General features: G+C 44.1%; 11 protein-coding genes. 2 read left to right on the top strand and 9 right to left on the bottom strand.

The window, feature by feature from the left end:
• Positions 1 to 108: 108 nt before the first annotated feature.
• The 3 genes from ACXHJ2_RS10095 to ACXHJ2_RS10085 are packed head-to-tail and all read right to left on the bottom strand — an operon-like array spanning position 109 to position 13,012.
• Positions 109 to 990: a glycosyltransferase family 17 protein gene (locus tag ACXHJ2_RS10095; RefSeq protein WP_165080640.1), complete on the bottom strand. Its 882-nt coding sequence runs from the start codon at positions 988 to 990 to the stop codon at positions 109 to 111.
• On the bottom strand, positions 977 to 9,568 hold the full coding sequence (locus tag ACXHJ2_RS10090; protein WP_165080642.1) for a non-ribosomal peptide synthetase: 8,592 nt from the start codon (positions 9,566 to 9,568) through the stop codon (positions 977 to 979). Before ACXHJ2_RS10090 ends, ACXHJ2_RS10095 begins: the two co-directional genes overlap by 14 nt.
• A complete protein-coding gene (locus ACXHJ2_RS10085; protein WP_238791022.1) occupies positions 9,569 to 13,012 on the bottom strand; it encodes a non-ribosomal peptide synthetase in 3,444 nt (1,147 codons plus the stop codon). It lies immediately after the preceding gene.
• Between the two features lie 177 nt (positions 13,013 to 13,189).
• Here ACXHJ2_RS10085 and glsA point away from each other — a divergent pair, with 177 nt between their 5' ends.
• Positions 13,190 to 14,128, top strand: coding sequence for a glutaminase A (gene glsA, locus ACXHJ2_RS10080; protein ID WP_165080644.1), 939 nt, complete (start codon positions 13,190 to 13,192; stop codon positions 14,126 to 14,128).
• 72 nt (positions 14,129 to 14,200) lie between these two features.
• Here glsA and ACXHJ2_RS10075 read toward each other — a convergent pair whose 3' ends face one another.
• Both ACXHJ2_RS10075 and ACXHJ2_RS10070 read right to left on the bottom strand, forming a co-directional pair.
• A complete protein-coding gene (locus ACXHJ2_RS10075) occupies positions 14,201 to 15,067 on the bottom strand; it encodes a VOC family protein (protein ID WP_165080646.1) in 867 nt (288 codons plus the stop codon).
• Between the two features lie 49 nt (positions 15,068 to 15,116).
• Positions 15,117 to 15,530 carry a DoxX family protein gene (locus tag ACXHJ2_RS10070; RefSeq protein WP_165080648.1) on the bottom strand — a complete coding sequence of 138 codons (414 nt, stop codon included), beginning with the start codon at positions 15,528 to 15,530 and terminating at the stop codon, positions 15,117 to 15,119.
• A gap of 270 nt (positions 15,531 to 15,800) precedes the next feature.
• On the opposite strand from ACXHJ2_RS10070, the gene ACXHJ2_RS10065 reads away from it, so the two are divergent.
• The gene (locus tag ACXHJ2_RS10065; RefSeq protein ID WP_165080650.1) at positions 15,801 to 16,340 is read left to right on the top strand and encodes a helix-turn-helix domain-containing protein; all 540 of its coding nucleotides are present in this window, start codon (positions 15,801 to 15,803) and stop codon (positions 16,338 to 16,340) included.
• 114 nt (positions 16,341 to 16,454) lie between these two features.
• Here the strand turns inward: ACXHJ2_RS10065 and ACXHJ2_RS10060 are convergent, their stop codons facing one another.
• The 4 genes from ACXHJ2_RS10060 to fumC all read right to left on the bottom strand — a co-directional run bounded on the left by ACXHJ2_RS10060 (position 16,455) and on the right by fumC (position 21,898).
• On the bottom strand, positions 16,455 to 17,459 hold the full coding sequence (locus ACXHJ2_RS10060) for a copper amine oxidase N-terminal domain-containing protein (RefSeq protein ID WP_165080652.1): 1,005 nt from the start codon (positions 17,457 to 17,459) through the stop codon (positions 16,455 to 16,457).
• A 41-nt stretch (positions 17,460 to 17,500) separates the two neighbouring features.
• The gene (locus ACXHJ2_RS10055; RefSeq protein WP_019687364.1) at positions 17,501 to 18,622 is read right to left on the bottom strand and encodes a phosphodiester glycosidase family protein; all 1,122 of its coding nucleotides are present in this window, start codon (positions 18,620 to 18,622) and stop codon (positions 17,501 to 17,503) included.
• 219 nt (positions 18,623 to 18,841) lie between these two features.
• Entirely contained in the window at positions 18,842 to 20,308 is a 1,467-nt protein-coding gene (locus ACXHJ2_RS10050) for a potassium/proton antiporter (RefSeq protein ID WP_165080654.1), read from the bottom strand.
• Between the two features lie 201 nt (positions 20,309 to 20,509).
• Positions 20,510 to 21,898, bottom strand: coding sequence for a class II fumarate hydratase (gene fumC, locus ACXHJ2_RS10045; protein WP_165080656.1), 1,389 nt, complete (start codon positions 21,896 to 21,898; stop codon positions 20,510 to 20,512).
• Positions 21,899 to 21,971 lie beyond the last annotated feature (73 nt).

Raw genomic sequence — 21,971 nt, 5'->3', positions numbered from 1 at the left:
TCAAGTACATAGCAAAATAACCTTCCGATGAATCAATCTGAACCATCAGAAGGCTTTAAACTAAACTGCCGATCCTGTCGGCAGTTTTTTTATTTGATCTCTTTCACTTTACTTGTACCAAAGATCATCGGTTTCGAGCTCCTGTAGGCTGCTCAAAAACGATTTTGAGTTATCAACATAAAGTTCGGTGTCGATATAGTACAGCTTTTTATCTTGTAAGCATTGATCAATATACTCTACATTCAAAATACTTTTATCTTCTACATTGGCGGCAAATGCTTGTAGTTTGGGAAGTGCAGTTTTCTGATATTCAAGCCACGAATGATGGAATCCAGCCGGCTCCTCCAGACAATAAATGTCATGATACAACGCTTCAGCAATTCCTTTTTTCCTGAGATAATCGGGTGAGAAAGGCATACTTTTGAAGTAGCGTCCGGTCATAGCAAACACGCGATAGCTCCAATGAGGAGCACCATGATTAGATTGGCAAAAAAGATTCAGGAAAAATACAGAATAGTGCATTTTTATCGTAATAATATGATGTTTCTTCACTTCCGCAACAATACGATCCGCCATCCGGCTGTCAATGATCTCATCGAAATCAGCCAAGATGATCACATCATCATCCTCAACCTTTTCCTGCAAAATAAAGGTGCTCCTGTTTCTTTGGCAAGCTTCATTGTGAAACGCACTGTTATGACTGAGCAGACTCCAGTACCAGTGGTCAAAGTGATCTGCGCCGCAGCGATCCACATCAAAATACAATGAATGCTCTTCAGGTGCGCGAAACAGTTCATCCGCATGAAATGGATGGTGAAAGACCTTTGGACCTATATAACCTGGATTAAAGTTGCAGGGCTTATCCAAATAGCTGAATGTCTTGTTGGCTTCGATTACGTGCAGTTCGTCGATCCAGCTGGCATTTTCTTTTATTTTAATCTCTGCAATGCGATTTTCATTGAAAAAAGGGCAAAATTCATATATTTTCATAATCTGAGGCTCCCTCCATTATCATGCTATATGGTCGAACACCAATGCTTCGATACAGATATTCGGATATAAAGCGTATTAGCTCTGCGATCGTCTGATCCTTATAATGCAGTGAACTATAATAGCAGGTTAAACTTAATCTATCTCGTCTAAGGTCTGCCGTCATATTTAACTTGTAAGCAGAGGGGTTGTCCGCCGCATTCGTGTTTCCGTAAGAAATCGATAAAGGCTCATACAAATCATCAGCTATTCCGTTCATTTCCTCTGATTGGTAATGGAAAAGCATGTGCGTTCCGTCTCTCAGTGGTTTCGTATTTGGATAAACATCCTGTATCATATAACGTAAAATAAAGTAATCCATGCCTTCAGATGGAACATGCTGCAACATGTGTATGACATGTCTCAGTGCCATTTCCCAATTGTCCGACTGATCTCCTGCCGGGATCTGAATACGAAGGGGATATGCTCCAGCAAAAAAACCAATAGTACGATCAATCACAATACCCGGCAAAAAGGACTCACGTTGATAAGACATGACATGCAGCAGCAAATCCGATTGGTTTTTCAATTGAAAACAAGCCTGTGATAATGCCGTTAGTAGGATGCTCAGTGGTGTAGTTTGATGCTTTACAGCCAATGCCTTTAATAGCTGAAGATGCTCTTCTCCTTCAAGTAAATCAAGCGTTATAGTTTTCATGTGGCGATGGAGAGGCTGTGCCTCAGATTCTGTGTCAACCTGCAAAGATTGTCCGCCTTCTACAATCCTGTTCCAAAAAGTGAATGCTTTAGAAAAAGTGTCTTTCGCCGCATATTGCGTCAACGCCATGCACCAATCCCGATAACTGCTTCCCTCCTCCACATGTAGCGCCAGATTACTCCCTTGTCCCGGCAAGAGAAGATGTCTCAAATCCTCTAAAAAAATGTTTATAGAGATTCCGTCAAAAATTAAATGATGGAACAGAAGCAATATCACCTGTTGGCTCTCGTCGTAATAGTGCGCAAACCATACAACCTTCCATAAAGGTCCTTCCTTGATATCGAATTCATGCTGCACTTTCGAGCAGTAGTCCGAAATATAGGCGTCATGTGATCCCGAAACCATGCGCAAATCCACGTAAGAAACCACCTGTTGTACACTTATTTTCTGCTCAAATTGATACCATTCATCATCCTCCAGTTGAGCAAATGACAGCCGTAACGCCGCATGTTTGCTCAATAGTTGTTCAATCGACGTGTTCAGCAATTCTGTAGGAATGTAATTTTTGAGCAGAGCCAGGTAAGGTACATTAAACATGTTGCGATTCACAAGATCTCTTTGGAAAAAACGTTTTTGTACAGCAGACAGTGGAAATCCGTCATACGGGTATGTTTTTCTTATAGACTGAATATACGGGTTATCCATGTTTGGAAAGAGGGCAGCCGCTGTATCCGTCATTGCATTGCTCAACGAAAGTGCCAAACGTTCGATCGTCTGTTCGCGAAATATCTGGTTAACCGTAACCGGATATCCGCTTTTTTGCAGCAGGCTGGCTATGCGCAATGCATGGAGTGAATGTCCTCCCAACGTGTGAAAGTCTTCATTCTTGCCAATGTAATCTAGCTTCAGGACCATGCTCCAAACTTCTTCTATGGTTTGCTCCAATTCAGTCCACGGTCCAGCATTTGCTTCTTTATCGCTATGGATTTCAGGTAAAGGAAGCTTTTTGCGATCAATTTTCCCGTTAATCGTTAATGGGAACGATTTTAGCCAAATGTAACGAAACGGCAGCATATATGATGGCAGAACGTCGGCCATAAAAGCATGAAGCTGTTCCTCTCGTTCTTCCTCTTCCGCTGTATAGTAAGCGAACATTCGGAGATCACCATGAACCTCCTGCATAAGGACCAGGCATTCTTTTATCGCAGGATAGCTGCTAAGACGGAACTCGGCTTCTCCGAGTTCGATTCGATATCCGCGGAGTTTTACCTGATCATCAACCCGTCCGATATACTCGATATTCCCGTCTGGCAACCATCTCACTCGATCTCCCGTACGATATAATACTAAATTTGTGCCTCTTTCACGATCTTTGGCAGAGCGGTGTGGATTTGGAGTAAACGCATGCTGTGTCAATTGGTTTTGCTGCCAATACCCCCTCGCCACCCCGTCTCCTCCCACGTATAATTCCCCGACTGCTCCGACAGGCTGAACACGGCCCCGTTTGTCCAAAATATAACAAGTTGAATTACTTATGGGCTTACCGATAGGAATATTCTGCTCAAATGGCTTTTCGATCCGGTAGCTCGTCGAAAAAGTGGTGTTCTCCGTAGGACCGTATGCATTGAGAATCGAGAGTTGCGGATAGGCGAGCCGGATACGATTGATATGTTTAACCGACAAAATTTCCCCACCTACGACCAACCATTGGAGTCCAGCAAACAGCTTTTCATTTTCTTCAATCCAGTGATTACACAGGGCAGAACTTAACCATAGGGTATTAATTCTCCACTCCTTTATTCGCTGCTCCAGCACATGGATATTTAAAAGATCGTCTTTGGAAATTACAAACAGCTGGCCGCCATTCAGCAACGTCCCCCAAATTTCAAACGTAGAAGCGTCAAAAACAGGCGAACCCGTATAGAGTAATCTGATGTCAGAGGAAAATGGGAAATAACAAGTGTTTTTGACCAAGCGAATGACATTGCGATGTTCCACCATTATGCCTTTCGGTTTTCCCGTCGATCCGGACGTATACATGAGATAAGCAAGGTCATTGGGAGCAACCCTATTTTCCTTCTTTTCCTGTTGTACAACTCCATTTTGGTCAAAATGTTCTGTATCAATCAATGTTAAACGGATTCCCTTACAAGCTTCCGAGATACGTTTTGTTCCTTCCTGTGAAGTGAGGATAGTGTCCAGTCCAGCATCCTTGATTAATTCTCGGGTTCTTTCTGCCGGAAAATCAGGATCAATAGGAACATAGGCATATCCCGCTTTCATGATCGCCAGGATGGAAACAATGAATTCAAGAGAACGCGGCAAGTAAACTCCAATAAACTTTCCATGACTACTGGCATTAGCATCATCCGCTAACCTGTTGGCAATGTGCTGAGACATGAGGTTTAGGCTGTGGTAGGACATAACCTGATTGTGCGCGATTACTGCTGGCTGTGAAGACCGCAGCTTTGCCTGCTCCTGAAATAAGTCAACAATCGAACGATCTCTGGGATATGCTGTATACGTATTATTCCAGTCATAGACGATTCGATCATATTCATCCTTATTCATGAAGCAAACGTCTCCGACGGTGTGATTCGGATATTCCAGCACATATTGCACCGTATTTTGTAGTTGTTCTGCCAATCGGCTAACCGTTTCTTGCTTCAGTCGATCTGCGTCATATATAAACTTGATGATGATCTGTTCCCCGTCATGAGCCACGGTGATCGTCATTGGATAATTCGTTTTCTCTCGTTCCTCCATAGCTGACATCTTCAATTCATTTTCAGGCTGCCGATAGTCGTTCAAATAATTTTCGAATGCCACGATGCTATAAAACATGGCATGTCCTTGAATACCAGACCAGCTCTTCAATTCGTTCAGACTCACATAACTGTGGTCGTTTAGTTTCTGAATGGTTTGGTGCAGCTGTTGTACATACTCCGTGATGGTTTGCTTCACATTCCAGTGCATGACTAAAGGCAGTGTATTAATCAGCATACCTGTGATCCGATCCGCTTGTGCAAGATCCGATCCTCTCCCGGATACCACCATGCCAAAAATGGTTGTATCGGCATCATGATAGACTTGTAGCATTTTGCCCCATGCGAACTGTACCAGTGTATTTAGCGAAACTTGTACTTGCTGTACAAAATCGGCGATCTGCTTGGTTCGTCTTGAATCGATAATAAGCGTTTCGATCTGCTGGTTCTCTATCGGTTGATGTACATCGGGAAGTGTACCTTTTTCTATCAGTGGTCGTGTCGGCTCCGTTACGTCGGCCAAATATGCCCTCCAGAATGTCTCGGCCTCCGTGCGATCCTTATTATTTAGCCAACGAATATAAGATTCAAAAAAACGGTTCAAGTTGCGTTGAGGTATCCGATTTTGCAGGCTGCAAGCATAGAGCTCATGTACCCGATTCAGTAGTAGCGGCAGGCTCCAACCGTCCAGCAAAATATGGTGGTAACTCCAAATCATCGTCCATTCGTTCGAAGCAATCTGAATTAGGGTTAGGCGGAACGCAGGCTGAGTTAGATCAAAACGGCGATTACGATCCATTGTCATCCAGCGTTCGATATGCTCTTGTTGCCGCTCTGGTTGCTCTGCTTCAAAATCCAAAAACGTCCATTCCAATTCTGCATTTCGGACAATACATTGTATGGGCTTGTCCAACGTCTCCCAAATGTAGCAAGTCCGCAAGCTATCATTTTCGGCAATGACGCTGTTCCAGGCTTCCCGGTAACGATCTACCTCTAGCCTGCCATGATATTTCCAATGAACCTGCACGAAATATTGATCGGAGGCGGGATGGTCCAAGTAATGGAACAGTAGTCCTTCCTGTAAGGGACTTAGATACAGCATTTTATCTAGACCATGTTTCAAATGATATGTCTTTACGATCTGATCGAGCGAATGCTGTTCCAGGGACACGGATGGAAAATCACTAGGCGTGAATTCTTCGTGTTCAGCCTGGCTGCAATGCTCGATAATAGCAAGCAGACGTGTTACAAAAGCTTCTAGCAATTGAGTTATAGTTACTTCTTCATAGTGACATTTGCTATATTTCATAAACAGATGCAGCTTGCCATGAACTATGGAACAATTGAGTTCCAATAGGCTTGTTCCATGATTAAGCGGTGAGCTATAATCCTGTGCTGCGTCACGTGTAAACTCTAGCCACTCGTTTGACTCGTTCATATTACCCTGATCAAATTGGCCCAAGTAATTAAAAAGAGCCTGAGGTTCAGAAGCTGCTAACTCGGAACGGACTTCTTCGTGCGGGTGGCAGTATCTCAAAGCACCATATGACATACCACGGTGAGGAATATAGCGCAATTGCTCTTTGACAGATTTAATCGTCGCTCCCAAAGAGCCGCTATCCAAAATCCGAATGCATACCGGAAACATAGAGGTAAACCAACCGATAGTTCTTGTAAGGTCTATATCGGATACAAAATGCTCACGTCCATGACCTTCTAAGCGAAATGCAATCGTTGTCTGTCCAGACCAATCGGAGAGTGCCAAGGACCAAGCTGTAAGCAGCAAATCGTTGATCTCAGTATGGTAAGCCTGGGAGCAATGGTGCAAAAGCAGCTCCGTATCGTCGAAAGTAAGCATCGTAACCAATTCCGACGATGCACTGCTCTTTTTATGAGCCGGGTAATGGTCTACTGGCAGCACAAATGCTGCAGCTTGGTACTGTACTATTTTCCAATACTCAATATGACTTAACGTATCCTTATGTTCAGAATAACTCATCAATACAGAGTGCCACTTTTTGTATGGATTCAAAACGGGCGGCAGTGCAGTCCCCTGATACAATTGACACAATTCCTGAACCAATATTCTCCAGGAAACTCCATCAATGACCAGATGATGTATAGTCATAAATAAACGAGCTTTACCATCAGGATGACCTTGGATTACTCCTGCATATATCATAGCGCCGGTCTCATAATTCAATTGTCTGTTCCACGCATCACATATGCTTAAAATTTCGGATTCAGGATAATCAATTTGTTGAAGGGTATAGCTAGCCAGTTGAATGGAGGCATCCGTTCGATAGCGCTGCGAATACACATGTTCCCTGACCACAATCTCCGTCGAAAGCTCTGGATGTAATCGAATCAATTGATAAATGGCAGTTTCCAATCTCACAGGATCAAAATCACGGAGCACAAACAGCTGGGATTGATTGAAATAATGCGGCTCTACAAACTGTTGCTCGAAAAACCACTGCTGAATCGGTGTCAATCCAAATTCGCCTGTCAAATCAACCATAAGCTCTTCCGTTTGATTACTGTTTGTCCAAGTAACAACAGTAGCTAATTTCTTAATAGTTGGATGCTCTGCCACTAGTCTTGGAGTAAGTATCATACCGTGATCTCTGGCCATAGATACGACCTGAATGGCAAGAATTGAATCTCCCCCAACAGCGTAAAAATGGTCGTTAACTCCGATATCTCCCCTTTTTAAAATCTGTCGCCAAATCCTAAGCAAACGCTTTTCAAGATCATCCTCGTCTGCTTCCACAACTTCATCAGCTTGAAGAAATAAGGTACTCTTCGGGTCGGGGAGAGCCCCGCGGTCGATTTTACCGTTAGTATTTACTGGAAGAGAATCCAAATGGGAGAAATATAAAGGAACCATATAAGCTGGTAATACAGCACCTAAGTGCTGCGTCAATTCCGCCTCTTCTAGTTCTTCTAGAGCAGTATAATAAGCTACCAGTTTATGGTATGACCCGTCCTTCCAGGTTTGAACGACACATTGACCGATGTCAGGATGTTGGCGTAGCTGATATTCTATTTCACCCAGTTCGATACGATACCCTCTGATTTTAATCTGTTCATCACTACGCCCTATAAATACCAGTTCTCCATCCGGCGTCCATTTCACAATGTCCCCGGTTTTATATAACCGCTCACTGTGTGACGGATATTCACTGCTGACTGCAATCTCTTTGTGAACGAACCGTTCTCGAGTCAGTTCCTCACGATTCAAATATCCTCTGGCAAGTCCAATGCCCCCTACCCATAGTTCGCCGGGGACGCCGACAGGCACAGGATTACCGAATGAGTTCAAGACGATTAAACGTTTGTTATAAACGGGTTTGCCAATCGTAATTTCTTTTCCTGGCTGGCAGACAGAAGTAGCACAAATAATCGTTACTTCGGTCGGCCCGTAAGCGTTCACAAATCGTCTTCCTCTTCCCCAATAGTCGACAATATCAGGTGTACAGGGTTCTCCAGCAGATACAAGTGTACGCAATTTGGGCAATTCTCTATGTTTCATTGTTCGGAGCACCGATGGCGTCAGCATGGCAATGTGGATCTTCTTCTCTGCCAGAATATCTGAAATGTCTGCATAAGGGGGGAGTTCATCGTCTGAAAGGACAACCAAAGTCCCGCCTACTGATAACGTGCCGATCCATTCGTAGACCGAAGCGTCGAAACTCATGGAGGCGAATTGCATGACTCTTGAGTCGGACGTAATACCAAACTTTTCAACAAGATAAGGGATCAACGTAACCAAGCCAGCATGTTCAATGAGAGTGCCCTTCGGTTTTCCGGTAGACCCGGATGTGTAGATGACATAAGCCAGATCATTCTGTTTCAGCCCGATCTGCAAATTTTCGTAAGGATAGCAGTCCTGTTGCTCCGAGCATTCATCCACACAAATCAGCGTATGTGGTTTCATACCCAGTTGAGAAATATATGGATTTATTCTACTTACTAATTGACTGTGCGTTATAATCATTTGGGCCTGTGCATCTTCTAAAATAAATCGCAACCGCTCTCCAGGATATTGGGGATCGACCGGAAGGTAAGCAGCTCCTGCTTTCATAACTCCGAGCATTGACGGGAGCACATCTGCGCTCCTGTCCATAATGATAGCAATCAGCGTGCCAGTCGGCAGAGAGCCATGTCCTTGCAGCAAATGCGACTCTATAATCATGTGGCTGATTTGATTTGCCCGGTGATTTAACTCATAATAGGTCAGCTTCTGCTCACCAAACTCCAAAGCGATCGCATTGGGTGTTCGATCAGCTTGCTCCTCGATCAATTGAACCACCGTTTTATCCAAAGGATAGGCTTGTTCTGTATCATTCCATTGTTGCATCTGTTCGCGTTCTTCCGTGGTCAGCATGGGGTGAAATAGTATCTTTTTCTGCGGAAAAAGGAGTGCATTTTCCAACAATGTTTGAAAATGGCCTGCGAAGCTAGCGATTTGTCTTTCTCCAAAACGATTGCCATCATACTGTATTGCGCACTCCAATACATCCGCATCATAATGGTAGCAGAGTGCGATTTCTAGCTGATCTATACTTTGTAAAAGAGCCTGTGCTTTCACATTTGAACTTGGAGATAGGAAATGATCACACATTTCTGTGATACCCACATTGAAGAAATCCTTCTCTCCTCCTGATCGAGGATCGACTTTAGTTTGCTGCGAAGAATCCTCTCTCCAATCGCCGCTGGTATGTCGTTTGTTCCAATCCATTTGTGTCCTTTGTATCAAAGAGAAAAGATCATCTTCCCTCTGTATATGAATGAGTAGCGGATAATCCAGACGATCTCCTTTTTCTTCTTTGTCGGATATCATAGAATATACAACAGGCAAAGCATATTGATTGGCGTAATGGGATAGCAGTACGGACCATATGGATGTTATAAAGGAAGGCATACCTATCTGATGATCCTGTACAAATTCTAAAATCGCTTGGACCTGTCTTGTCTCCAAACGAATACCGTAAAGCACTTGATTGTGGCCTGCAGGCTGTGAGATATTTCTACTGGAGTGAGAAAATAAAGGCAAATAACGTCGTGGTCTATCAGACCCACTCTGACTAGGTATAGTGGATGACTCTATCACTTATTGTACCTCCCCTATCCGGGATGCTATACCAGCAGCTTGATAAAAAGCGGTCCTGACTTCCTCTACTTCTATCTCGTAACTGCATCGTATAGAAAAGATAAGACCATCCGTGTAGGAAGAAGCAATGCAATTGAACAGTGAATGGATCGGCAGTGGATTCGGTTGCTTTATAACGGTATCATCATAATAATTGCTGTATTTTGAGCCTGCCTTCGTGCTGTTTCCTAAATAGTTAAACATGAATAAATCCAGTTGCTCATACTGCTTCCCCAACTGTGCAAGTGTTCTGGTCCGCTTCCACTTGTCTTTGTAATCAGGGCTTGTAAGAAGATGCATAAAATTGATCGTATGGTATTTTAATAAATCCAGTCTGCTTCTGACAGACTGCATCATTTCATCTGAATTTTGCTTCAGATCCAACAGCATAGGCACAAAATCAATAAATTCACCGGTCGTGTTATAATAAGCTTCCTCGTCGTATCTTCTTCCATCATATAAAAATAACAATGGCAGCTTATCCATACCTAAATAAGTTTGCAGGCCCCTTGTATAGACATAAAGCGCCAGCTCTAAAGAAGGATTTGCAGCGGGAATGCATACGTTAAACAGGTAGGCTTCTGTGCTCGTTCGAAGCTTCGGGGCTTGGAAGATGTATTGCTTGCTTTTTTGGAACGCTTCCAAATTAAAAGATGATATTAATTCTGGTTCCGTGATTCCTTTTGGTCCACTTTGGATTTGTCTAACATACTCCACATAGGGCTTCACTTCATCCGTAGGAAGGGAGCGATTTTGAAGTAGACTCCTGTAGCTAGCAATCAACTGTCTCTCAGCTACTTCCGAGGTCACCCGATCGCATATCGCATGATGATAAATAGTAATGACATAATGTTCACGCAGGTTCCGTTTCAGCACAAACATGTGAAACAACATATGCTCTCCGGCGAATCGGGTATTTGTAACATAATCATTTATCATTTCCATAAGGGGGCCACATGGATTGTAAGCTGACACGTCAACAATGTTAAGTCTTGGCACACTATCACTAGGCAGTACGTATTCCCTCCAATAAGTCCATCCATCTCTTTGGGTCGGAACACTCCTCAGTAATCCTTGACTTTGGACAAAATGATTGTAGGCCTGATTCAAAAAATTATAATGTACACACTCATCCAGCCTAAATACACCTAAACTTGGTGGTGTTTGAAACGAAATTTGCATTTGTTGAATTCCACTTAGCGGATATTCTTGTGCCACTTCCCCTCTTTTAAGAAACTGATCTTTTTTCAAATAATCATCTTTCAATTGCTTGCGTAAACTTTCCACTGGATCCGAATTCATGCTCTTTAAGCCTAGACGCTGGAAAAATTCCTCTTCATCCATCGTCCAGTATTGATCAGCCATTTCAGCTCTTAGATGCAGTGGTACAATATAGTGTGGCAGTAGCTCTGGAGCTACTTTTCCGTCCATAATCCGCAAGATATGGTTAACGTCAGCCACCATGTCGGAGTAAAGCACCTGAATATCTCTAACTTCGTGAATAAAATCCCTTACTTGGTATTTCACCCACTCAAAAACACCATCCGTTTCTTGGTGAAGCCAAGACATCAGCTGATGCCTTGTTTTAATGATGCCCTGCTGCTGTTGGGACCCGATAACACTATTCTGTGTTGAACGAAGGTAATCAGCGAGGGCCCGAATCGTTTTATAGTGATAAATGTCTGTTAAAGTGACGTGATATCCTGCCCACTCCATCCTTGACATTAATGTAAGCGCATGAATAGAATGTCCACCGAGGTCGACAAAGCTATCTAAAACACTGATCTGCTGCAGTCCCAATACATCCTGCCATATATCCATCAGCTTCGTCTCCAGTCCCGGCTCAGGAGGGACATATTCCGCTCCAGCATGCATATTTCCTTGAAGGGCCAATAGTGCCTTGCGATCCAGCTTACCATTCAGTGTCAGTGGCATCTGCTCTAATTGAGTAAAAAAAGAGGGAATCATGTAATTCGGCAGTTTTATAGAGAGAGCAAATTTAATTTCATCTGTTGTCAGTTTTGTGGTCGCTGTAAAGTACGCTTCCAGTTGCTTCTGACCGACCTCATTTTCGCGGGCAATAACAGCCGCTTCTTGTATATCATTTACTTTTAATAGATGCGACTCTATTTCTCCTGGCTCAATTCGGTACCCCCGTATTTTCACTTGACCGTCGATCCGGCTAATATATTCGATGTTTCCGTCCGCTTGCTCTTGTACCCAATCTCCGGTACGATACAACCTGCCTCCAGGTACCCGTGAAGACTGAATAAACCGCTCTGCTGTCAGCTCTGGACGATTCAAATAACCTTTAACTAATCCATCGCCAGCGATGTACAATTCGCCTGCAACTCCCTGCGGCAGAGGACACAGCTTCGAATCCAGGACATAAATCTTCGTGTTGCTAATTGGTTTGCCGATCGGCACAGTATTTGCATTTTCGTCCAAATGATCAATCGGGTAATACGTAGCAAATACCGTGCTCTCCGTCGGTCCATAGACATGAATTAAACGGCCGGGACCCAGAACTGCGAACGCTTTACGCACATGGCTGACCGACACCTTCTCACCACCGAATAGCAAGGTTTCAATGGTTGCAAAGCAGCCGGGATCAATATCCACCAATGCATTAAAAAGAGCTGTCGTGACGAAGCATTTTGTAATCTGTTGTGTACGTAGTATATTTGATAGCTCCCGTGCATTCATAGATTGATCCTGTGTGCTCAAAACAAGAGTGCCCCCATTAAGCAAAGCCCCATAAATACCAAATGTAGCACCATCAAACGAAAAACTGGACACTTGCAATATCCGATCTTTTGTCGAGAAATGGATGTAATTTGGCTTTTTAACAACACGTGTAATGTTGTAGTGCATCGTTAAGGTTCCCTTAGGTTCGCCCGTAGAACCGGACGTATACATAATGCATGCTAGCGTATCGGAACCTTGAATAGATGTGAGATTCCCTGTTTCTTTTCCATAATTCCGCTTGTCCATCGAATCCAGTACAAGACTGTCGGGCCCCAATGGGTTGTGGATTGGAAGCCGGGTCAGCAGGAGGGTTGCGCCGGAATCCGTCAGCATATAGCGTATACGTTCCTTGGGATATTGCGGATCAATCGGCACATAGGCTCCCCCGGCTTTTAAAATTCCGAAAATCCCGATAATCATCTCCAATGAGCAGTCAACCATGATCCCGACGGGCTCGTCTTTATCTACACCTTTGGCTCGCAAAACATGTGCAAGCTGATTGGCCTGTTTGTTCAGATCGGCATACGTCAAGTGCTTGTCCCCAAATACAACCGCTACGTGGTCCGGTGTACGCTCAACCTGCTCCTCAAACAATTGATGAATCGTTTTCTCCCGCGGGTAATCCGCTAACATACCGTGTAACATGTTTAAGATCATCTCCTTCTCCTGTCAGCCATAATCCAGATATTACAATAGGTTGGATATTTAACTGGAGAAAAAGAATTGACATCAGAGCTTGTTTTTCGACTGAAAATTTCTTTAAAATAAGTGTATAGCTACTTCTTGCTCTACAATAAAATACCACAGATTGGTTACTCGACTGGAGGAAAAGAAATGATATCGGAGTGGCAAAGATTACAGACCAAACTGCCGGAATGGGTAGAACAAAGCCGCCATGAGTATATTCATGGCAAGGTAGCAGCATATATTCCCGAACTGTCCAAAGCTCCGGCCGACGCGCTGGGTATTGTGGTAATGAACGGTGCGGGTGAGACCGTGGTAGCCGGAGATACGGAAATACAATTTACGATGCAGAGCATCTCAAAGGTATTTACGCTCATTCTGGCCTTGATGGATAATGGAGAGGACGTTGTCTTCTCTAAGGTGGGGATGGAGCCTACCGGGGACCGTTTTAATTCCATGCTAAAGCTAGAACTGGTTGAGCCGGGGATACCGTTTAATCCACTGATTAACGCTGGAGCAATTGCTGTCTCCTCTCTGATTCGCGGAAACAGTCCAGAAGAGAGATTTGCCCGTGTCCTTCAATTTTTCCGTCTGCTTACTCATAATGACACATTGGAATATGATCAGGATGTCTACGATTCAGAATCAGCCACAGGCCATTTAAACCGTTCCCTTGCTTATTTTCTAATGGAAAAGGGGATTTTAAGAGGTCATGTGGAGGATGTGCTTGACGTCTATTTCAGACATTGTGCTGTCAAATTGAACTGCACAGATTTAGCACGTATGGGACTCATACTAGCCTACAATGGCCGTGATCCGGTCACAGGTATACCTCTGATTCCCCGTCGCTATGTACAGATCGCCAAAACATTTATGACAACATGCGGTATGTATGACGCCTCTGGTGAATTCGCCATTCAAGTCGGGCTCCCTGCCAAAAGCGGCGTATCTGGCAGTATAATGACGATGGTACCTGGACGATACGGCATCGGGTTAGTGGGACCTTCATTGAATCGTATGGGCAACAGTACAGCGGGGGTACACTTGCTGGAGACAATGTCCCGCGATTTGGATTGGAGCTTGTTTTAGGATATAAAAAAAGGGTATTCCCAGCCAGTACGGCTCATAGGAATACCCTTCTTCTGTTACGTTCTTGCTATGTTAAATGGTTTGACCATGAACCAATTTGATTTGAATACGGAACGGGTCAGCCACATACAAGGCCCCATCACGTTTTTGTAATTCATAACCTGCCGCAATCAAACGAGCAGTAATGGCATCCAATTCTTGTTGGTCTGGAACAATCAGTTCAAAATAATCCAATCCAGCAGCCTGCTCGGGAGCTGGTGGTGCTCCTTCACCTGCCCATATATTCAAGCCCATATGGTGGTGGTAGCCACCCGCGGAAACGAACAGGGCTGAAGATCCGTATCGGCATGTAATGTCAAAGCCAAGCACATCGCAATAAAATTGCTGTGCTGTGAGCAAATTAGATACATGGAAGTGAACGTGCCCAATTACCGTTCCCTGTGGCAGTCCCTGCCAAGGTAAATTTTCAGAAATGGCAATCAGGTCTTCTGCATCCACAGGACCTGTTCCCATCATGTAAAATCCATCTGCATCTCTTTTCCATTGATCACGAGGACGATCCGCATAGATTTCAATCCCGTTATTATCGGGATCATGGATGTATAGTGCTTCACTTACATCATGATCTCCCTGTCCGATTTCAATCTCATGAGCCAGCAGATTACGCAAAGACAGGCCAAGAGCTACACGGTTCGGTAGGAGAATAGCAAAGTGATACAATCCGGCTGCGGACTGGCGCGGCAGAATAACTGCATTTTCAATATAATTAAGAACCAGTAGCGCATGCTTTCCGTCGACAGACAATTCAGCCGTATCTGCCGTTTGGCGCAGAAGTTGTAAACCAACGACCTCAGTGTAAAATTGAATAGAACGCTCCAAGTTACTAACTTTTAATGATACCTGCCCGATTTTAGTGTTGTCATGAATATGTGCTGTCATCAGATTTCCCTCTTTCTACATGGATTGGAGGACTAAGGATGAAACGAAATTATTGTTCAGTTGACCCACGACGGCTGAATAAAGAATCCAGAGACCAGCGAGTTGTCGGTGCAAATACGAGATGAAGAGCTACCAGAATAAAAGCAATATCCAACTCATAGCCAGCTCCTTGACCATTCCCCATCAACCCGCCGGACAATTTGGCCGTGAAAATGGCACCGATCAATACAATAACTAAAAGTCCGGATACATAGCGAGTAAGCAATCCAAGAATTAATGCAATCCCGCCGACCAACTCAATCACCGCAACGACATAACCTAAAAATCCTGGGACGCCAATGCTGGAAAACCAGCCTGCTACATTACCCAACCCCATTTGGAATTTAGCAATTCCGTGTACCAAAAACAAAATTCCGAGCGCCACCCGCATAATTGTAGAAACGTTTCTGCTTGCTGAACTCATGTTTATCTCTCCATTCTGTTTGTTTTATTACACTCATACAAGCGTATATGAATAATTAATTTATATTACTAATAATTTAGTTAAAAAAATAATAACTTCTGAATCTATACAGCAACACATAAGTGTGAATCAAACTCAAATTATTAGTAATAGTAATAATTATTTTGTAAAGTGAATTTAGCATAAGAAACTATAGTCTGTCAACAAATTATTTGGTATGATGAATAATAAATTAGTATACATTATATTTTCTAAAAGGAGGAACGCTCTATGGGTATAGGATGCAACATTCGCGCGGCTCGTAAACGTAAAAATTTATCCATCCAGCAAATATGCGAACGAACCGGTCTATCTCAAGGGTTTATGAGTCAAGTAGAAAATAATAAAACTTCCCCTTCCATCGCTACATTGGACAGCATCGCTAATGCGCTGAACGTACCTCTCGCATTTCTGCTTCTTAAAGAAGAGGAACGGATGCAAGTGATTCGTAAGGACGAGCGCCGTAAAACATTGTATGGTAAAAACAAGCTCCAGGTCGATCATTTGGGTGGTCAGGGTAATGTCAAAATGATGCTGGTGGACATGCCGCCAGGCTCATCTACAGAAGAAGAGCATGCTCATGCCGGGGATGAGATTCACTTTATTTTGGAGGGTACGGTATACGTGGAGCAGGGCGAGGATTCAGCTACGCTGGAAGCAGGAGATTCCTTTAGCTGGAGAGCAGCCATCCCCCACTATGCCAAAAATGTTGGAGAAAACAACGCGCGTATTCTGATCGCCGTATTTCTCGAAGCAGAACATGACGTCTAATAAAAGTTTGAGCAACTTACAAGGTCAATCATCATTTCAGTGTAAAAAGCGTGTACCGGGAAGTTAAATTAACTTCAACGATACACGCTTTTTGTAATAGCTGTTTAACTCATCTTACTCTATCGCCTGCTGGGCATCTGTACGCGATTCCCACGGCAGCTTGAAGGTTTTCATGATCTGCTTGGCATTGGCTCGGAGTCCGCTTACCGGATCACCCGTCGTACCCAACAGCTCTTCTTTTTTATTCGTAGTAATACGCCCATAATAAGTAGAGCTGCTGTCCCCCCATCCTGTAGTATACTCGTAGATCAGCGGCTTATTTAATTTCGGATAGGTTCCCCACTGATCTTTGGCTTTATTGGCCAAAAACAGCTCCAGTGGATCGTATTCCATCGTAAAGGTTTTATCAAAGGGAGCTCCCACATACCCTTCATAGGTAACAATCGGAAAACCGTCCTTCACTTCAACCAGACTCAGCACATCCCCGTTCACTGTAAAATACCGCAATGCTTCGCCTTGGGGGAACATATAGACACTGGACAGCAGCTCAGTGTTAGGACGATGTGCTTCTATATAAGGATGGACAGAACGTCTTTCTAAGTGGATTAATGCTTCACGTGCTGCCACGAGATCTCCCTCATATATTTGTTCTTTTAGTTTACCGTGAATCGGTGGCTGGATCTGAATCTGTGTATTTGTCTTCTCCAACGTATAACCTAAATCAAGCGATACATCTCTAAGAGGCACATATACGTCTTTACCTACAACCTCAAATGTAAGCTGCTGCTTGTTTTTACGTGATTTCTCCTTAAGAACTAAGGGTTCAGCCCACTTTTGCAGCGTGACCTGCTTTTTTTTAGCATCCCAATGGTAGCTTGCACCTACAGCTTCAGCCAAAGGGTTAAGCGGTACCATGAGCTTACCGTCAATCAATAGAGATTTGGTCTTGTTGTTTAAGGGTTGACCGGCTATAACAATATCTGTTAGTTGTGTTGATTGAGGTGCTGTGGTTCCCTGTTCAACCGCTTTGGCTTCTCCTTGATGCATTGTTGTCAAGAGTAATGGAAGCATCAGCAAGGCGACAAACAATCGCTGAAATCCTGTTCGATCTAGCTTCATTATGAGTCTCCGTTCACTTAATAGACTTGTTCATTCCGGCTCTATTTCTTTTTGGCTGCGTCAATGTCTCCAGGTCTCATCCCTGCCCAGATGTTCGGGATACTGACGGCCTCTGGATGCTCAAATACGAGAAACGCAGTCGGCAAATATCGTTCTCCGTATTCAGAGGAAGGCTTGTTGACAATGGTGTTATCCTTGACGAGCACCGTTGATGAACCTCCATCCAGATTAGCACCGATAACCGCTCCATGTTTAAGTAAAATATTTTGCATATCATACAAGTTGGCACCTATGCTGTACCCAGGCTGGCGACCGTCGACGGTTACGAAAAGGATTGCCCCGTCTGCTCTCTGTCCCATCGCGGTACGGGGAGCAATGCCCCATCCCTCGCTTGCATTACGAATCAGGCCTTTTCCATTCACAATTAGGCGTGGTTGGAAAGTAACCGCTTCTTGCACATTCATTTTGGACAACTCGGACAACGAATAGTGACCGGCTATCATTTTTCCCTGTTTATCAATACCTACGATTTGAACAGAGGCATTTTTACCCATATCGTTGTAGTATATCTGGCCCTGAGAAATGACAACACCAATCGGTTTAAAGCCATTCCCGTTCCAGTTGGGATCAGCGAATCCACCGCCGTTTACACCAGCAACGGCCCCCAAACGCTCGACCATACTAGATACATGTTCTCCCCGGCCGACTTTAGCAGGAACCCCGAGCCTAATTTTAGTGGGGTCATGCACCGTCATAACATAGCCATGATAGTTACGACCCGATACCTCTTCCACTTCAACCAACGGCGTCTGTTGTACTTTAGTAGGTATCAGATCAGGCAGATTGATTGTATGTCTATCCTTTTCCTCTCCCATCTCTTCGAACCGGGCCGAATATTCAGCCACGCGCTTCTTCGCCTCTGCTTCGCCGATAAAATATTTCGCCCAGTGACGATGCTGAGTCGTAATCAGCGTATCCGCAGCCAAATAGCGCATCTCCTTGCCAGAAGGGGTTAAAAACAACCATGCACCGCCCCCAATTCCTGCTAACAGGAATACAATAAAAAGTCGCAACATAAAGCGACCAAATTTTCCTTTTCGTTTCTTTTTCTTATTTTTCTGCCTGCGAGCTGCTGCACGCTGTGGCAAGACTTCCGGTTTCATTCATCATCTCTCCTGTTTGGTGACTTCTATCGTATTTCTTCACTATTGCCCATCAAATGATCAGTAGCGATAGGCTGCGACATCTAACGACAATATCATAAACTAATTTTGTAGAATGATAGTGTCAATTTTTTAACAGATTCATCCACTCTGAAAAAGAATACAGCAAAAAGCCCTTCACATTTATGTGAAGGACTGTAAATAGGGGGGATATCCTATTTACGGAGCAGCCTCCGGTTCGAGTAGCATGAACAGCTCTTTCATCTGCTGTCGCTTAAGTTTGGGACTAAGCACATACAAAGTATCGCCCGGTTCAATCACAGTTGTACCTCTCGGGGCAATAATTTGCTCGTTCCGAATAATGGCTGTGAATAAGATGTCTTCAGGCAGCTGTATATCCTGAATCGCCTTGCCGGCTATCGACATCCCCTTTTGTACCTGAATGTGGTTGATTTCCGAAGTGGTTTTTCCCAAAGAAACTAATTCCAGCAGTGAAGGCGACGATGTCTCGTTAGGGTCCATCAAGCCAAGCTTCACCGCTAGCCACGAGATCGTGGTACCTTGAATAATCGCAGAGGTGAGCACGACGAAAAATACGACATTAAAAAACAAAGGTCCTACATCCATTTCATCCAGTAATGGATAAGTTGCTAGTACAATGGGTACCGCCCCCCGCAGTCCTGCCCAGGATAACAGTGTCTTCTCGCGTACAGAGTACCTGGAAAAAAGCAAGCTTAGGAACACGCCTATTGGACGAGCCACGAGCATGAGGATGAAGGAAAGCGCCAAGCTTTGCCACGCAATGCCCAGTAATTGATCGGGAAAGACCAACAGGCCGAGCAGGACAAACATCATAATCTGCACCATCCAGGCGAAGCCATTGTTAAAATGAATAATGGATCGCTTGTAGGTCAAGTCGGAATTTCCCAATACAATGGCCATGACATAAACCGCCAGCAATCCGCTCGCCTCCAGTAACGATGCCGCCGCATACGTCAATACCGCAAATGCCAATGCCATCACAGGATACAAACCGGATGAATCAAAATTCATTTTATTAATCGCATATATACCTAAGCGTCCGAGTACAAAACCAACGGCTAAACCAAAACCCATTTCCCATAAAAACAACAAGATATGTATCCAAATGGATTGTTCAGGGTGATGTATCAGCTCAATCAATGTTACTGTGAGAAATACAGCCATCGGGTCATTGCTGCCGGATTCCGCTTCAAGCGTCGAGGTAATTCGCTTTTTGATGTTTTTACCTCCTAAAACGGAAAACACAGCTGCCGCATCCGTCGAACCAACAATAGCGCCAAACAGCATGGATTCCATCCAGCTCACGCCTAAAATAAACTTGGCGCAGACGCCAATGACTACAGTCGTAATGATGACCCCCAACGTTGATAATGACAACGCAGGTCGAATTACTGGCTTAACATCTGCAAACTTTGTCTGCATCCCGCCTTCAAACAAGATTACAATGAGCGCAAGAATGCCCACCAGCTGTGTGATAAAGGCATTATCAAAATAAATAAACTGACTGAGCACCATGCCTACGGCAATAAACAAAACAAGCGCAGGCATACCGAAACGGCTGGAAAATTTGGTAGTCAGCACACCGACCAGCAGCAAGCCGGACAGCAAAAGCACAATCAAATTAATCACGGTTGTCTGTTCCATACGGCTTCTCCTATCTTGAAAATAAATGTTCATTTTTTCGCCTTCTAACTATATACCCTCAAATCACACAGAATACTAATCTTAAGTAAAAAAAATTATAGGAGAAAATTAAAAAATCCAGCTCATGGTCTGTGCTAAATCGGCACTCCATAAGCTGGTCTGTAATTTTTATAGGTGTTAAGCTGCGACAATTGTCGTGCTTTAGGCTTTAGGATGAATCATATGCGCTGGTACAACATATTGATCAAACTGCTCTTCAGTCAGCAGTCCGCTACGGAGTGCCGCTTCCTTTAGAGACAGTCCTTCCGCATGTGCAAGTTTGGCGATTTTAGCGGCATTTTCATAGCCGATATGTGGATTCAATGCTGTCACCAACATCAGTGAATTATTCAAATTGTGCTCAATCTTAGCGAGATCAGGCTCGATGCCGACGGCACAGTTGTCATTAAAAGCAATGATGGAATCAGCCAGCAGATGAACTGATTGCAAAAAATTGTATATGATTACTGGCTTAAACACATTCAGTTCGAAATTCCCTTGACTTGCTGCAAAGCCGATGGCTGCATCATTACCCATGACTTGCGTAACGACCATCGTTAGTGCTTCACTCTGGGTCGGATTTACCTTACCAGGCATAATGGAGCTACCTGGCTCGTTAGCAGGAATCGTGATTTCGCCCAAGCCGCTCCGTGGACCACTAGCCAACCAGCGAACATCATTGGCGATTTTCATCAAATCTGCAGCTAACGCTTTGATTGCTCCATGTACAGCCACCACTTCATCGTGACTGGTCAGTGCATGAAATTTATTAGGTGCAGAAGTGAACGTTTTGCCAGTGAAGCCGGAGATTTCCGCAGAGGTTCGGGAACCAAACTCTGGATGAGCATTAATTCCTGTACCCACTGCTGTTCCGCCAATCGCCAGCTCTTTCATATATTGAACCGTATCGACGATCATTCGTTTGCTTTTATCCAGCATGGCATACCAGCCGCTGATTTCCTGACCCAGTGTAAGTGGTGTCGCATCCTGTAAATGGGTCCTGCCAATTTTGATGATATCCTTGAATTGTTCTGACTTCTGTTGAAAAGTCTCTTTCAGCTTATCAATGGCAGGCAACAAACGGTCCTCAACGGCAATAACACCCGCTACATGAAGCGCTGTAGGAAACGTATCATTTGAGCTTTGTGACATGTTCACATCGTCATTTGGATGCAGCTTCGTATCTTTTCCCTGTTCTTGTAGCCATTGGCTGCCCAGATGAGCAATCACTTCATTGACATTCATATTGGACTGCGTTCCGCTCCCTGTCTGCCATACAACCAACGGGAAATGGTCATCGACTCGTCCAGCTAAAATTTCGTCCGCTGCATAAATAATGGCGTCCTGCTTTTCCTGAGATAGCTTACCCAACTTATAGTTGCTGATCGCCGCACTCTTTTTGAGCACCGCGAACGCCTGAATGACCTCTAATGGCATTTTCTCCGAGCCAATCGGGAAATTTTCCTTACTGCGCTGTGTTTGCGCTCCCCACAAACGGTCTGCCGGTACTTTGATTTCGCCCAACGTATCCTTTTCAATGCGGTAGTTCAACTCATTTCCTCCTCTTGGCCTATGTAATTCAGACAAAATATGGTGATCTTCTTTGCCTATTATACATTAAATT

It is taken from the genome of Paenibacillus sp. ALE3, from assembly GCF_054113405.1.
This window is presented reverse-complemented; position numbering and strand designations above follow the sequence as displayed.